This window comes from Muricauda sp. SCSIO 65647 (assembly GCF_021534965.1).
Lineage (GTDB): Bacteria > Bacteroidota > Bacteroidia > Flavobacteriales > Flavobacteriaceae > Flagellimonas_A.
In genome coordinates this window covers 1,359,495-1,372,586 of record NZ_CP091037.1, presented here as the reverse complement: position 1 = coordinate 1,372,586, position 13,092 = coordinate 1,359,495, and the positions used below count along the sequence as shown (strand labels likewise).

General features: G+C 45.8%; 11 protein-coding genes. 4 read left to right on the top strand and 7 right to left on the bottom strand.

The genetic code is table 11. The features are described from left to right. Positions 1-6: 6 nt before the first annotated feature. The 5 genes from L0P89_RS06065 to L0P89_RS06045 all read right to left on the bottom strand — a co-directional run bounded on the left by L0P89_RS06065 (position 7) and on the right by L0P89_RS06045 (position 5,919). Positions 7-1,500: an alpha-L-fucosidase gene (locus L0P89_RS06065; RefSeq protein ID WP_235267515.1), complete on the bottom strand. Its 1,494-nt coding sequence runs from the start codon at positions 1,498-1,500 to the stop codon at positions 7-9. Between the two features lie 10 nt (positions 1,501-1,510). Then, positions 1,511-2,290, bottom strand: coding sequence for an SDR family NAD(P)-dependent oxidoreductase (locus L0P89_RS06060; RefSeq protein ID WP_235267514.1), 780 nt, complete (start codon positions 2,288-2,290; stop codon positions 1,511-1,513). Beyond that, positions 2,291-3,634: an alpha-L-fucosidase gene (locus L0P89_RS06055; protein ID WP_235267513.1), complete on the bottom strand. Its 1,344-nt coding sequence runs from the start codon at positions 3,632-3,634 to the stop codon at positions 2,291-2,293. After that, positions 3,631-4,950, bottom strand: a complete 1,320-nt coding sequence (locus tag L0P89_RS06050; RefSeq protein WP_235267512.1) for an L-fuconate dehydratase — start codon at positions 4,948-4,950, stop codon at positions 3,631-3,633. The genes L0P89_RS06055 and L0P89_RS06050 overlap by 4 nt, the downstream gene beginning before the upstream one ends. A gap of 105 nt (positions 4,951-5,055) precedes the next feature. Continuing rightward, positions 5,056-5,919, bottom strand: a complete 864-nt coding sequence (locus L0P89_RS06045; protein ID WP_235267511.1) for an AraC family transcriptional regulator — start codon at positions 5,917-5,919, stop codon at positions 5,056-5,058. A 243-nt stretch (positions 5,920-6,162) separates the two neighbouring features. On the opposite strand from L0P89_RS06045, the gene scpA reads away from it, so the two are divergent. Next, positions 6,163-8,235, top strand: a complete 2,073-nt coding sequence (gene scpA, locus L0P89_RS06040) for a methylmalonyl-CoA mutase (protein WP_235267510.1) — start codon at positions 6,163-6,165, stop codon at positions 8,233-8,235. Here scpA and L0P89_RS06035 read toward each other — a convergent pair. Together L0P89_RS06035 and L0P89_RS06030 are read right to left on the bottom strand one after the other, a co-directional pair. After that, on the bottom strand, positions 8,232-9,011 hold the full coding sequence (locus tag L0P89_RS06035; RefSeq protein ID WP_235267509.1) for an SDR family NAD(P)-dependent oxidoreductase: 780 nt from the start codon (positions 9,009-9,011) through the stop codon (positions 8,232-8,234). The genes scpA and L0P89_RS06035 overlap by 4 nt on opposite strands. Before the next feature lie 39 nt (positions 9,012-9,050). Then, on the bottom strand, positions 9,051-9,572 hold the full coding sequence (locus L0P89_RS06030; RefSeq protein WP_235267508.1) for a TetR/AcrR family transcriptional regulator: 522 nt from the start codon (positions 9,570-9,572) through the stop codon (positions 9,051-9,053). A gap of 233 nt (positions 9,573-9,805) precedes the next feature. On the opposite strand from L0P89_RS06030, the gene L0P89_RS06025 reads away from it, so the two are divergent. Genes L0P89_RS06025 through L0P89_RS06015 form a run of 3 tightly spaced genes read left to right on the top strand, consistent with a single transcriptional unit; the run spans position 9,806 to position 13,079 of the window. Then, complete coding sequence (locus L0P89_RS06025; RefSeq protein WP_235267507.1) at positions 9,806-10,417, top strand: hypothetical protein; 612 nt, start codon at positions 9,806-9,808, stop codon at positions 10,415-10,417. Positions 10,418-10,427: 10 nt separating this feature from the next. Further along, positions 10,428-10,919, top strand: a complete 492-nt coding sequence (locus L0P89_RS06020) for a (2Fe-2S)-binding protein (RefSeq protein WP_235267506.1) — start codon at positions 10,428-10,430, stop codon at positions 10,917-10,919. 3 nt (positions 10,920-10,922) lie between these two features. Next, complete coding sequence (locus L0P89_RS06015) at positions 10,923-13,079, top strand: xanthine dehydrogenase family protein molybdopterin-binding subunit (RefSeq protein ID WP_235267505.1); 2,157 nt, start codon at positions 10,923-10,925, stop codon at positions 13,077-13,079. The last annotated feature ends 13 nt before the right edge of the window (positions 13,080-13,092 follow it).

The following is a 13,092-nucleotide window of genomic DNA, read 5'->3' as shown; positions in this document are numbered from 1 at the left end:
ATTGCCCTATTTTATTTTGATGACAAATGCTGGTGTGCCCTGTAGTTTCCTTTTGGCCGAATCAGGTATTTCAAATGTCAACCGTTCGTCATTTTTGGCCCATTTGATGTTTCCATCGACACCTAAAATCGATGCCTTGTTTCCCTTTTTGATGGGTAGCCCTTCAAATGCTACGGTCGATGGAAGTGATGTTTCTTCTTCATCCATCAAGTAGATCAAATAAATGTTTCCATCAGGTGTTGAGGTGACACAGACATTCCCATATTTGTACGGGGCCATCGCTTCGGTGCCGTAAATGGCCTCGCCGTTGACATTCATCCAGTCACCAATGCCCTCAAGTAGTCGATAGGCCTCCTCGTCCAATTCCCCTTCAGGGCTTGGGGCGATGTTCAGCAGCAAATTGCCCCCTTTGGCGACAATGTCGACCAAGGTGTGGACGGCTTTGTTGGTGCTCATATAATTGGCATTGAACGTGTATGACCAACCTCCTCCGGCAATGATACAAGACTCCCAAGGGTAGGGCAACGGTTTTTCGGGCACTCGATTTTCAGGAGTGAGATAGTTTTGGTTTTTGCCGTGCACGGCCCTATCGACCACGATGAGCCCTGGTTGTTTTTCCCTTGCTTTGGTTACCAATTCATCCATACGGATGTCTTGGTTCACTATTCTATGTTTGAGATAGCCATTATCATTATTCTTAAGTTGGGCATCGTACCAACTGGTAATCTGCGATTTTGGTGTTTTGGCGACCCAACCCCCATCTAACCAAAGAATATCGACTTTGCCATAATCTGTGAGCAATTCGAGAATCTGGTTATGGGTGAACTCAACAAATTTGTTCCACTTTTCTGGGTTTGCCTCTGGTTCGTAGTTCACGTTTCTATCTCTCGGAGGGTAGTAGGGATCCCAATAATAGGGACTGTGCCAATCGGGTTTTGAAAAATAGGCGCCAGTCCATAAGCCTTCACCCCTAAAGGCATCAAAAATCTCTTTGGTGATATTGGCTCTGGGATTTTTGTTGAACGGGGTCTTGGGGCCGGTACTCTTGTAATCGGTGTATTTTGAATCGAACATGCTGAAGCCGTCATGGTGCTTGGTGGTGAAGACCACGTATTTCATGCCCGCTTTTTTGGCTGCTTTTGCCCATTTTTCAGGATTGAACTTCACTGGGTCAAAAGTGGTCTGCAAGTTTTCATACTCTTTTACATACTCAAAATAGTTGTTGGGATTAGAGCCCTTTTTGCGCTCACACCAGCCGTATTCTTCAGGGCAGATAGACCATGATTCTACAATGCCCCATTGACTGTATGGGCCCCAGTGCATCAACAACCCGAATTTGAGATCTTGCCATTGGTCCAGTTTTTTCAGCACCAATTGATCGGTTTCAGGTACATAGCGTTCGTCTTCATAGATCGCCTGGGCCATGACCATGTCTACCACAAACAGAAACAATAGAAAAGACAGGTAGGGCAGTTTGGTTTTTAAACTGTTTTTTTTCATTTGATTTGGTTTAACCGTTCAATTTTATAAATCCACCATCTATAGGAAAGTCAGTGCCCGTGATGAAAGCAGCTTCATCAGAACATAGATATAGGGCCAGATGGGCCACTTCGTCGGGGGTGGCCATGCGCCCGATCGGTTGTGTCTTTGACAGTTTTTCGAACATTTCCTTTTCCTTTCCCGGATAGTTTTTATTGAGAAAGCCATCAACAAAGGGGGTGTGCACGCGTGCCGGGGAAATACTATTGCAGCGAATGCCGAAATCGACATAATCTTTGGCCACGGAATAGGTCATGGTCAACGCCGCACCTTTGGTCATCGAATAGGCGAACCGGTCTGAAATTCCGACCGAGGAAGCTATCGAAGCCATGTTCAATATGATGCCGTGCCCCTGCTGTTTCATATTGCTGATACAGGCGTGTATGCAATTATAGATTCCCTTGATGTTCACTTGGTAGAGCTTGTCCATATCGTTTTCAGTGGTCGCTTCAATGTTGCCGATGTGGGCAATGCCGGCATTGTTGACCAAGATATCGATTTGACTTTCTAAAATAATCGCCCCAACGACTTTTTTTACCTGTTCGTGGTCAGCTACATCGCAATGGTAATAATGGGCGGTTCCTCCTTCATCATTGATCTCTTTTTCAACCTGCCGCCCATTTTCTTGCTTGAATTCCAATATGTATACCTTGGCTCCACCAAGGGCAAACCGTTTTGACAATGCCTTTCCGATACCGCTGCCACCACCGGTCACGATCACCGTTTTTCCGCTGTAATCAAATGAAGTCATTTATTGCAAGGTTATTTCAACAATGGTATCGATAGTATTTCTTTCGTCTTTCGGCACATCGAGCAAAAGACCATACTTTGTTCTTTCATACGATACGCGAGCGCCGTCATCGTAGCGTTTTATACTCTTTATTTTTGGACTGTACCCTTTCAAGAAAACCACATTTTCATTCTCATCAAGCAGGTGCAGATATACCTTTTTCCCTTTTTGGGTGGAGGCCATTTTTTCGGAAGGTGGAATCGGTCCACTACGGGTACCATAGATGGTCTCACCGTTTTTGCGCATCCATTCGCCCATTGCCTTGAGGGATTTTTGGTGTTCTTCCTGTATTTTTCCATTGGGCATCGGCCCGACATTTAGCAATAGATTGCTACCATAGCCTGCAGCCTTTACAACGTATTGAACGAGTTCTTTTTCAGATTTGTGTTTTTGGTCTTGAAGATTGAAGCCCCATGACCCGTTGATGGTCTCACACACTTCGAACGGCAGATTGCCGATATCGGAAGCATCAGTGCCCCAACCTGTGGTATTCTTGCCCGGGAGGTCTTTTTCGAACATTTGAAAATCTTCGCCCTCAATGGGTGCCAAGTGATGGTTATTGCCTATTAGGGCCTGTGGTTGTAGGTCGTGTATGAGTTTGTACAGCTCGTCATAGTGCCAATCGACCTTGAGTCTGCCATATTTTTTGCCGTCCCAGCCCATTTGGTCCCAATGCCCATCGAACCAAATACCACCAATTTCACCATAGTTGGTCAACAGTTCTGTCAATTGGGTTTTCATAAAAGCGATATAGTTGTCCCAGTTTCCTGTTTCAGCCCTTCCCGCTATCCCTTTTCCGGTTCTGCCGCGGGGAAAATAGTCATCGTGGTGCCAGTCGAGCAGCGAATAATAGAAGAACAGTTTGATGTTTTCTTTTCTGCATGCTTCGGCCAATGTTTTCAAGACATCTTTTTTATAGGGAGTGGCAGTCACAATATCATAATCATTGGCTTGGGTGTCGAACATCGAAAAACCATCGTGGTGACGGCTGGTGATGGTAATATACTTCATGCCCGCATCCTTTGCCATTTTCACCCATTCTTCGGCATTATACCCTATGGGATTGAAGAAAGAGGGCAATTTTTCATACATGTCTATCGGTATGTTCTGGTTGTTCATCACCCATTCGCCATCACCAAGAACGCTATAAATGCCCCAATGGACAAACAGGCCAAATTTGGCATCTTGAAACCACTTTCTGGCCTCAATGTTTTCTTTGGTTGGGGTATAGTCTTTTTGCCCTTGGCCAGAAACCAGAATACAAAAAAGCATAAGGATAACGACAAGCTTGAAGTTGGGTTTCATAACATTTCAGGTTTTGGTTGTTTTCGCCATGCTTTTCCATTTGGAAACGAATATTCCTTCAGGGAGGTCGCTTTCATTTCAATACTATAACCGGGGGCACTTGGGGGCATATAGGCTCCATTTTTGATGACCACGGGCTCTAGAAAATGTTCGTGAAGGTGATCTACATATTCGATGACCCTATTTTGCATGCTGCCACTGATACAGATAAAATCGACCATCGAAAGGTGCTGTACATATTCACAGAGGCCTACCCCACCGGCATGTGGGCACACGGGAATATCAAATTTTGCGGCCATCAACATAATGGCCAGGTTTTCATTGACCCCACCTACCCTGCAGCTATCGATTTGGCAGAAGTGCATGGCATTCGCTTGCATGAATTGTTTGAAAATGACCCTGTTTTGGCAATGCTCACCTGTGGCGACCTTAACGGGTGAAATTGCTTTGGCGATTTTGGCATGGCCCAAGATGTCATCGGGGCTCGTGGGCTCTTCTATCCACCAAGGATTGAATTTTTTTAGCGATTCAATATTTGAAATGGCCTCGTCCACATCCCATTTTTGGTTGGCGTCCATCATCAATTTCAGGTCATTGCCTATTTCTTCCCTGATCAATGCCGCCCTGCGCATATCATCTTTTAAATTGGCCCCGACCTTCATTTTCATATGGGTGAACCCTTCTTCTTTGGCCTTACGGCACAGGCGTTTTATTTTTTCGTCTGAATAGCCTAGCCAACCGGCCGAGGTGGTATAGGCCGGATAACCATTTTGCAAGAGCTGGTCGATACGTTCTTGCTTGGCGGCCTCTTGTTTTTTTAGAATTGAAAGGGCCTCTTCGTATGTGATGGCATCAGTGATATAGGAGAAATCAATACAGGTCACCAGTTGTTCGGGGGTCATGTCTGCCAAGAGCTTCCAAAGGGGCTTGTTCTCGACCTTTGCGTAAAGATCCCATATGGCATTTACCAAGGCTCCTGTAGCTAGATGGATCACTCCTTTTTCTGGCCCCAACCACCGCAACTGGCTGTCACCGGTGACCATTCTATAAAAAGCTCCCATGTCTTGTGTAAAACTGTCAAGGGTTTTGCCAATGACCAGGTGTGACATTGCTTTTATGGCTGCGGCACATAATTCATTTCCCCTGCCGATAGTAAATGTCAACCCATGCCCTTCCAGACCATCGGGGTGGTCGGTTTTTAAAATAGCGTAGGCTGCGGAATAATCAGGGTCGGGGTTCATGGCATCAGAGCCATCAAGCGAACTACTTGTCGGAAACCGAATGTCCTTGACCTCAATGGCTACTAGGGTGTGCATTTGAAAAAGTGATGAATGGTATCTTCAAAACTAAATGATATGCCTGCCGAAGACCATTGTATTACTGACCAATTATGGTACTTTTTTTGCCTCTGGGGGCAATTTTTATATAGTTCTATGATATTTAATATACTCTTTTGGGGTCATCTGTTTGCAAGCCTTGAACTGACGATTGAAGTTTGAAATATTGTTGAAACCAGACTCGTAGGCAATTGCGGTAATTTTGCTTTGACTTTCGAGCAGTAGCTTGCAAGCATAACCCACTCTGATCTCATTCAGGTATTTGGTAAAGGTCTTACGGTGATTTTTTTTAAAAAAGCGACTGAAGGCCGAAGCATTCATGCCAATTTCTTGGGCAACTTCATTGGCATTGATGACCTTTTTGAAATTGTTGAATACGTATTCATGAATTTTGTGCAAACGGTCATTCTCTTCGGCAACAAATGAATTGATATACCCTAGACTTGATAAGGATTCATGGTTTTTATGGGAAGCCAATCGGTGCAATATTTCAAGAAGGGCAATCGCTCTAGAGAAAGAATCTTTTTTGAGCAACTTCCTGATCATGTTTTTTAGGTCTTCATCAACCTTGTTGAATTTCAAACCTCTATCGGCTCTTTTTATAAGCTTGGAAATCTTTGCAAATTCGGGGCGTTCAAAAAAAGACGCCCCAAAAAAGTCTTCATTGAAATGAATGGCAATGGCCTCGGCTATTAAGTTGCCACTTTTGATATACACTTCGTCATTGAGCCACATATGGGGCAGGTTCTTACCCAGTAGCACTACCTCACCAGCTTCAAATTTTTGAATACTGTCACCGATAAACCGGGTGCCGCTGCTTTTTTCGATAAGCACCAATTCGAGCTCAGGATGGTAATGCCATATTTTCAAAAAATACGGATGGCGGTTGCGGGTAACGGTAAACGATGATTCGTTTGAACTACTTCTGTTGAGTAAGTGCAGCTTCATGACCAAATAATTGCTTTAAATATACCGAAGTGTTGATAATATAGGCTCAAAAAGCCAAAAAAGTATTGAAAGTTGGTGAAATGCCTTCAGTTTGTATTCAAAATCAGACCATTTAACAAGGGGAGAAAATCGGTGCCCCGTATATTTGAAATACAAACAAAAGTCATATTTTGTACTAGAAAACAAGGCTATCTTGCCGTGCTTTTATGTTTATAGGTTGAACATGCCTTTTAACTACATCTTATGAAAAGAAAAAACGTCCAGCATTTAGAATTGGTTTCAGACCGACCTACAGAGGTCAGGGGTCCCCAAAAAGAAGAACACCAAGATTTTGTTGCCGGTATCCCGCCCTATCTGCGTGGGCCGTACTCGACCATGTATGTAAGACGCCCGTGGACCATTAGGCAGTATGCCGGGTTCTCTACGGCTGAAGAAAGCAATGCATTTTATCGACGCAATCTTGAAGCGGGACAAAAGGGATTATCGGTAGCTTTTGATTTACCGACCCACCGTGGTTATGACAGTGATCATGAACGCGTGGTGGGTGATGTGGGCAAGGCTGGTGTGGCCATCGATAGTGTTGAAGACATGAAGATCCTGTTTGATGGCATACCACTTGATAAAATGTCGGTTTCGATGACCATGAACGGAGCGGTGCTGCCAGTGATGGCCTTTTATATTGTTGCGGCCGAAGAACAGGGTGTAAAACCCGAACAGTTGGCGGGTACCATCCAGAATGATATCTTAAAGGAGTTCATGGTGCGTAATACCTATATCTATCCTCCTACACCTTCCATCCAAATTATTGCCGATATTTTTGAATACACCAGCAAGTATATGCCCCGTTTCAACAGTATCAGTATCTCAGGATATCATATGCACGAGGCTGGTGCAACAGCAGCGATTGAGTTGGCGTATACCTTGGCCGACGGATTGGAATATATCAGAACGGGGCTGAGGGCAGGACTCAAAATAGATGAATTTGCCCCAAGACTTTCCTTTTTCTGGGGAATTGGGATGAACCATTTCATGGAAATCGCCAAAATGCGTGCTGGTCGAATGTTGTGGGCCAAGCTGGTGAAACAGTTTGATCCCCAGAACGCAAAATCTATGGCATTGCGAACGCATTGTCAGACCAGTGGATGGAGCCTTACCGAGCAAGATCCCTTCAACAATGTGGCCAGAACCACGATCGAGGCGGCCGCGGCAGCCTTTGGTGGTACCCAAAGCCTGCATACCAATGCATTGGATGAGGCCATAGCGCTGCCTACCGACTTTTCGGCCCGTATTGCCCGAAACACGCAATTATATTTACAGGAAGAAACCCATATTACCCGTACGGTAGATCCTTGGGCGGGCAGCCATTATGTAGAATCATTGACCGAACAGCTTGCGGCGGAAGCCTGGAATCTTCTTCAAGAGGTCGAAGAGCTGGGGGGCATGACAAAGGCGATAGAGGCGGGCATACCCAAGATGCGAATTGAGCAGGCCGCTGCCAAAAAGCAAGCTCGAATCGATGGAGGAAAAGAAGTGATCGTCGGCGTCAACAAATATGTGTTGGAAGAAGAAGATGACCTTCAGATATTGGAGGTCGATAATCAGCGGGTGCGGCAGCAACAGGTTGCAAGAATCGAAAAGGTGAAAGCTGAAAGAGACGAAAAAAGAGTAGCTTCATGCCTGCAATCCATTGCAGAGGCGGCTAAGGCCAAGTTAGGGGGCAAGGGCGATAATCTATTGGCATTGTCGGTCGAAGCGGCCCGGGCCAGGGCCACTTTGGGTGAAATCAGTGATGCGATGGAAAAAGCCTTTGGCCGCCATGAAGCAGAAATAAAATCATTTACAGGTGTGTACGCAAAAGAATTGAAAGAAGACCCACTTTTTGAAAAGGCGAGAAAACTCTCTGACCAAATAGCGGAACAAGAGGGTAGAAGACCGCGCATCATGATTGCCAAGATGGGGCAAGATGGGCATGACCGTGGGGCAAAGGTAGTGGCCACGGCCTATGCCGACTTGGGCTTTGATGTTGATATCGGCCCGTTGTTCCAAACGCCTAAAGAGGCGGCCCAGCAGGCTGTTGAAAACGATGTGCACGTCATTGGGGTGTCGTCATTGGCGGCCGGCCATAAGACCTTGGTTCCTAAAGTGATCGAAGCATTGAAAGAACTGGGCCGCGAAGATATTTTGGTCATCGTAGGAGGGGTGATTCCGAAACAAGATTACCCGTTTTTGTATGACGCCGGAGCGGTCGGCATTTACGGTCCGGGCACAAAAATATCAGAGGCCGCAATCGATATTTTGAACGTTTTAAAACACTAATTTGCCTCTTGTAGCTTTCGAATCTGTTTCAACAACATTTTCTTGGGCATGAAAGGAATCATTTTCATCATTAATTTTTGGTTTGTCCTGAGCCCGGAAACCACATCGAGCTTTCCGTTCAACATGCCGTCATAACCATCTTTGGCCACGCTTCTGGCGCTGACGGTCTTGTCAAAAAGATCGGTCTTGTCCATACCCGATACCTTGGCAAACTCTGTCTCGGTGGCGCCTGGCATCAAGGTGGTGACGGTGATATTGGTGTCGTGCAGTTCTTCGGCAATGGCGTTGCCAAAAAAGGTGACATAGGCTTTGGTCGCGTAGTAAACGGCCTGTAATGGGCCTGGCATGAAACTGGCCGTTGACGATACATTCAAGATTCTGCCCTGGTTTCTCGAAACAAAACCGGGCAAAAAATGGCGGGTCAGAGCGGTCAGGGCCACTACGTTCAGATCGATCATGGCCAGATCTTGTTCCCAAGATCGTTCATAGAATTTACCGCGCCCTCCAAAACCGGCATTGTTGATCAGATATTCGACCTCGATTCCCGTATTGCTGACCTCGTCGTAGATTTCTCTTGGGGCATTACTGACCGTTAGGTCTTTGGCGATGATCTTTACCTGTACGCCATGATTCGATTCCAGTTCTGATTTTAAAGCTTCCAGTTTTTCTTTGCTACGGGCCACGATGACCAAATCACCGCCTTGCTCAGCATGAATTCGTGCCAATTCTTTTCCAATTCCGCTTGAAGCTCCTGTGATCAATGCTACATTTTTCATAATATGTGAGTACTTACTTTTTATTTGAATTAAATTTTTTTAAACTTGATATTTATCCAGAAGAAATGTTTGGAGATGTTTTTGTGTATCAATGCCATCTTTGACAATTCCGCTCAATATACTTTCCAAAAGATGCTGTAACACATCTGCTTCCTTTTTGGGGTCTTCATATCCCAACTCTTTAAAGGCCCAAGCCAATTTATCTGTCAAGGGCTGTGTTTTCTCCTTACCCGAGATTTCCAATTCCCATTTTAGTTTGAACTGTAGTTTCCAAAAGTGGTACTTCTCTACATCGCCTTCGAAAAGAAGGTTAATGGCCAACGACAATACTTTTTTTGGATCTTGCTCTATGATAATTGGGGCGTACAGCGCAGCTGCCCTTTCAAATGCTTGTTGCATAATGGCATCCAAAAGTCCTTGTTTACTCTTGAAATGACGAAAAATCAATCCTTCAGACACCTTGGCATGTTTTGCTATTTTGCTTGTGGAAACCACATTGTACCCTTCATTCGCAAAGAGCTCAAGAGCCGAACTGAGTATTTTTTCCTGCTTTTCCGTCATAAAAGTGAGTAATCACTGCAAATTTAAATAGCATTTCTGAAATCCACAAAGCAATTATAAATTTTAACTTTCCTTTATGGCTTCAAACCATTTTATTATTTAAATATTTAATAATCAATTATTTAAGTGTTGTTCTTTGATTTTTCTCTAACTTGGATCTGATATTTCTTGACTGGGAGATAAAAATTCCATATTTTTAAATATACAATATAAGTAAGCGCTCACTTTTTGTAATGAAAGCACAATCAATCCTCTTCTCGTCACTGTTTTTGGCGGCGGCCCTACTTCTGGCCACTACCGGTCGACCAACTACTTCCATCTACATTGAAGTGCCCACTGATGAAGACACCGATCTATCTTCTGAAGAGGCTTTTCACAAGATGATGGATGTGCTGACCCATGAACGTTGTGTGAACTGCCATCCTAGCGATAATGTTCCCAAGCAGGGTGATGATAGTCACCCCCATTATTTTGGAATTGAACGGGGAGAGCACAATTTAGGATACCAGGCAACAAATTGTACCACTTGCCATCAGACCGAGAACAATCCGTATTCAGGGGTGCCCGGGGCACCGGAATGGTCATTGGCACCCCATTCTATGCGTTGGGAAGGGTTAGACAGGTTTGAAATTGCCGAATCGATGATGGACCCACAGCGAAATGGTGGGCGAACACCCGAAGAAACCCTGCACCATTTGACAGAACATGAATTGGTACTTTGGGCTTGGACACCCGGAGTTGATGCTGAAGGGAATCAGAGGGAACTGCCGCCCGTTCCGTTGGAGGAATATCGAGAGGCGGTCAAAAAGTGGTTTGAAGAAGGACACAAAATCCCATCCAAATAAAAAAGAGATCATGAGCATATCATTTAAAGTCAACGGTGAGTCCCATACCGTGAAAATTACCGATGTCGATACTCCCTTATTATGGGTGGTACGCGATATCTTGAACCTAAAGGGCACAAAATTCGGTTGTGGCAAGGCGGCTTGTGGGGCATGCACCTTGCATGTAGATGGAGAAGCCGTGCGCTCATGTTCTTATGCCGTAAAGTTTGCAGAAGGAAAAGAAATCACCACTATTGAAGGTCTGGGCAATGAAGAAAATCCGCACCCGGTACAACAAGCGTGGATCGAGGAAGTGGTACCACAATGTGGCTATTGCCAGCCGGGCTTTATAATGGCGACCGCAGCGCTTTTAAAAAAAGTGCCCGATCCCACAGACGAAGATATCGACAACAATATTATCAATGTGTGCCGATGTGGCACCTATTATCGCATGAGAAAGGCCATTAAAAGGGCCGCTGAGCTCAGTTCGGAAAATATGGAAACGGAAACCCAAAATTCTTAGGCCATGGCAGGGAAAAAGAAAATATCTAGGCGCAAGTTTTTGGTAAGGGGCGGACTTGGCACGGCCGGAGTATTGGCAGTAGGGGCATATATCTTTAGAAACCCTATTCGACGCAGCATATTGGAGATGGCGAATACGATGGAAATGTCTTATATGGGCGAGACCAAAAACCCCATGGTCTGGTTTGAACTATTGAAAAACAACACGGTATTGCTGCATTCGCCAAAAGTAGAGATGGGGCAAGGCACTTTTACCAGTTTGGCACAAATGGCCGCAGATGAGCTTGAGGTGCCCCTAGATATGGTAGAAGTTGTTCATGCAGCCACTGCTACAGGAAACATTGATGGCATGAGTACCGGGGGCAGCACTTCCGTTTCAGGTCTATGGCAACCGCTACGCGAACTGGCAGCAACCATGCGTGAAATGATCAAGGCGCAGGCAGCGGTGAAATTGGGAGTGGATATGGGCAGTGTTACGGTCAAGGAAGGAATGGTTTCCGCCGATGGAAAATCATTGACATATGCCGAGGTCGCTGAAGGCGTAACAGAGTGGCCCGAGGTAGACGTTCCGAAATTAAAACCGACAAGCAGCTACAAATTTGTGGGGAAACCCATTCCCCGTATTGATTTGAAAGATAAGGTTTTTGGCACGCCCATGTTTGGTATGGATGCTTCTGCGCCCAATATGCTCTATGGGGCAGTGGTAAGGCCCACAAAGATCGGGGCTACATTTGTCAGTGCCGATACCTCAAAAGTCGCAGAAATGCCCGGGGTGATCGCTGTTGTTGAAGAGGTCGATTTTGTTGGGGTCGTGGCAGATACCTACCAACAGGCAGAGAACGCCAAAAATGCCATTTCAATAGAATGGGACGCCCCCAATAATTTAACAACGGCCGACATAGAATCAATGATGACTGTCGGAAATGGCAAATCCACCATTATTCAAAAAGAGGGTGATGCCATTGAAGAGAATGATGACGGGGTAGAAGTACTGGAATTCCGTAGCCCGATAGGTGCCCATGCCCAAATTGAGCCCAACGGTGTACTGGCCTCGGTTGAAGATGATAAGGCGACGATCACCATCTCTACCCAAGTCATAGGCATTACCCGAAAAGAGGTAGCCGAAAGACTTGGCTTTGATGAGGAAAATGTGAACGTAATACCCACCTATCTGGGAGGTGGCTTTGGGCGAAGGCTGCATACCCCACATGCGGTCCAGGCAGCGGTGATGTCAAAGGCAGTGGGGAAACCGGTCAAATATTTCTTCACCAGAAAAGAAGAATTTCAACATGACATGTTTCGACCACCCACCCATCATGTGGTCAAGGGAAGATTAAACGCTGAGGGGCATTTGCAAAATTTGGAGCACCACTTTGTGAGCGGTGACGTAGGCAACAATTCGGTACTCATACCCAATTTTGTGCCCACTATTTTGGGGGCCGACATTGGAAGCATTAGAGGTGGATTCGTACAATACACCAATGTGCCCAACCACAGGGCCGTATACTGGCATGTGCCATTGCCCTTTGCCACTAGTTGGTGGCGAAGCTTGGGACTGTTGGCCAATACGTTTGCCATTGAAAGCTTTATAGATCATATGGCTCACAAAGCAGGAAAAAATGCAGCTGATTTTCGTATGGCCAGCATAGCCGATGATGAAATGGGCAAACGTTTGAAGGCCACGATTACGGCCGCTGTGGAAAAAGCAGGGTATACAGAAGAGGTGACCAACGAAAGGGCCATGGGCTTGGCCGCTTCCATTGATGCCGGAACCCCTTGTGCCCAAGTAGCTGAAGTTTCCATCGAAGACAATGAAATTGTGGTTCACAGCGTAACGGTCGCCCTTGACCCAGGAATCGCCGTTAATCCCGATCAAGTAAGGGCGCAGTGCGAAGGTTGCGTCATTATGGGGATGAGTGCCGCTATGCATGAACAGATGTTCGTCGAAGAAGGAGAATTGAGGCCCATCATATACGGGCCTTATGAAATGGCGCTCATGAAACATGCACCGAAAGAAATCGATGTGGTGCTTTTGCAGGGAATCGATAGACCAGGCCCTGTCGGGGAACCGCCGTTGGGCCCCATTGGTGCGGCTGTGGCCAATGCAGTATTCCGCTTGACAGGAAAGCGTTTGACAAAAATGCCCTTGCGTTTGTCATAGCCTTGCACTTTCT